The organism is Paracoccus sp. S4493 (assembly GCF_000967735.1).
Taxonomy (GTDB): Bacteria; Pseudomonadota; Alphaproteobacteria; order Rhodobacterales; family Rhodobacteraceae; genus Paracoccus; species Paracoccus marcusii.
Window position 1 is genome coordinate 1 of record NZ_JXYF01000328.1, and the last position, 1,897, is coordinate 1,897.

Genomic DNA, 1,897 nt, shown 5'->3' on the forward strand with positions numbered 1-1,897 from the left:
ATGGCGCGCAGGGTCGCGGCATCGGGAAAGCGGATGTAATGGAAGAAGCACCGCCGCAGGAACGCATCCGGCAGCTCCTTTTCGTTGTTCGAGGTGATGATGACCACGGGCCGGTGCGCGGCGCGCACCGTCTCTCCGGTTTCGTAGACATGGAACTCCATCCGGTCCAGTTCCTGCAGCAGGTCGTTCGGAAACTCGATATCGGCCTTGTCGACCTCGTCGATCAGCAGCACGACCCGTGCGGGGGCGGCAAAGGCCTGCCACAGCTTGCCCCGCCGGATATAGTTCGACACGTCGTTCACCCGCGCGTCACCCAGCTGGCTGTCGCGCAGCCGACTGACCGCATCGTATTCGTACAGCCCCTGCTGCGCCTTGGTCGTGGACTTCACGTGCCATTCGATGATGGGCATGCCCAAGCTGGCGGCGACCTGCCGGGCCAGCTCCGTCTTTCCGGTTCCGGGCTCTCCCTTGACTAGCAACGGGCGTTCCAGCGTGACGGCGGCGTTCACCGCCAGGGCCAGGTCGGGCGGGGCCACATAGCGGTCGGTTCCCGTGAACTGCATGAAAACTCTCCTTTAGCGCAAGGTGCTTGGCCGCAACTGCCCGCAAAGTTGCGGCGAATTGCACGCCGCGCATCATTAGCGCCCTGAACCCTAGTGACAAGCAGCACGTCATACTTTAAGGGACCGCGCAAGGTGCCGGTAATTTTGCTCCGCCCGGCGCCGCCGGAGGACGTAATGAAAGCCCAGACCTTCCTTCCCCAGGATTATCGTCCCGCCGAGGACGAACCCTTCATGAACGAGCGTCAGCTCGAATATTTCCGGCGGAAGCTCGAGGCCTGGAAACAGGAACTGCTCAGCCAGTCGGCCGAGACCCTGGAAGGACTGCAGGACAGCGCCCGCAGCGTGCCCGACCTGGCCGATCGCGCCAGCGAGGAGACCGACCGCGCGCTGGAACTGCGTACCCGCGACCGTCAGCGCAAGCTGGTCAGCAAGATCGACGCCGCGCTGCGCCGCATCGAGACCGGCGATTTCGGCTATTGCGAGATGACCGGCGAGCCGATCAGCCTGCGTCGTCTGGATGCCCGTCCCATCGCCACCATGACGCTGGAAGCGCAGGAGCGTCACGAGCGCAAGGAACGCGTCCACCGCGACGACTGATCCAGCCGTCGGCGCCGCGCCAGGCCCCGCCCGGTGCGGGGCCTTGTCACATCCGGAGGTCCGATCCATGTCCGCGCTTGAGAACCGCCCCGTGACCGTCATCGGCGCCGGAATCGGCGGCCTGACGGCTGCACTGGCCCTGGCGCGACGCGGGGCGCAGGTCACGGTCCTGGAACGCGCGCCCGAACTGGGCGAGGTCGGTGCGGGGATCCAGATTTCGGCCAATGCGGTGCGGGTGCTGGATGCGCTTGGCCTGGGAACCGCGCTGGATGGCGCCGCGCTGCGCACGGACGCGGTGCAGCTGAACGACGAACGCGGGCGGCGCGTGCTGCGCATGGACCTTCGGGCGCACCGCCCGGAGGCGCGCTTTCTGCTGATCCACCGCGCCCGGCTGATCGGTCTGCTGGCCGATGAGGCACGGCAGGCGTGCGTGACGATCCAGCTTGGCGTGACGGCGTCTGATGTCGACGGCCTGACCATCGCCGCCGACGGGCTGCGCAGCACGCATCGGGAAGCACTGAACGGCCAGCAGGTGCCATTCTTCACCGGCCAGACCGCATGGCGCGCCCTGATCCCCGATACCGGAGGCGCGCCCGTCGCGCAGGTCTTCATGGCCGCGCGCAGGCATCTGGTCAGCTATCCGCTGCCCGGCGGCCTGCGCAACATCGTGGCCGTCGAGGAACGCCCGGACTGGCAGGACGAGGGCTGGTCCCACCCCGGCGACCCCGACCGCCTGC

At 67.4% G+C, this 1,897-nt stretch carries 3 protein-coding genes; 2 read left to right on the plus strand and 1 reads right to left on the minus strand.

What is annotated here, in order from left to right:
- A partial coding sequence (locus TW83_RS17490) for a MoxR family ATPase (RefSeq protein WP_045984068.1) occupies positions 1 to 563 on the minus strand: 563 nt, incomplete at its 3' end.
- Positions 564 to 737: 174 nt separating this feature from the next.
- On the opposite strand from TW83_RS17490, the gene dksA reads away from it, so the two are divergent.
- Together dksA and TW83_RS17500 are read left to right on the plus strand one after the other, a co-directional pair.
- Positions 738 to 1,160, plus strand: coding sequence for an RNA polymerase-binding protein DksA (gene dksA, locus TW83_RS17495; protein WP_045984066.1), 423 nt, complete (start codon positions 738 to 740; stop codon positions 1,158 to 1,160).
- 67 nt (positions 1,161 to 1,227) lie between these two features.
- Positions 1,228 to 1,897 (plus strand): FAD-dependent oxidoreductase (locus tag TW83_RS17500; protein ID WP_045984067.1); only part of this gene is annotated, 670 nt, incomplete at its 3' end.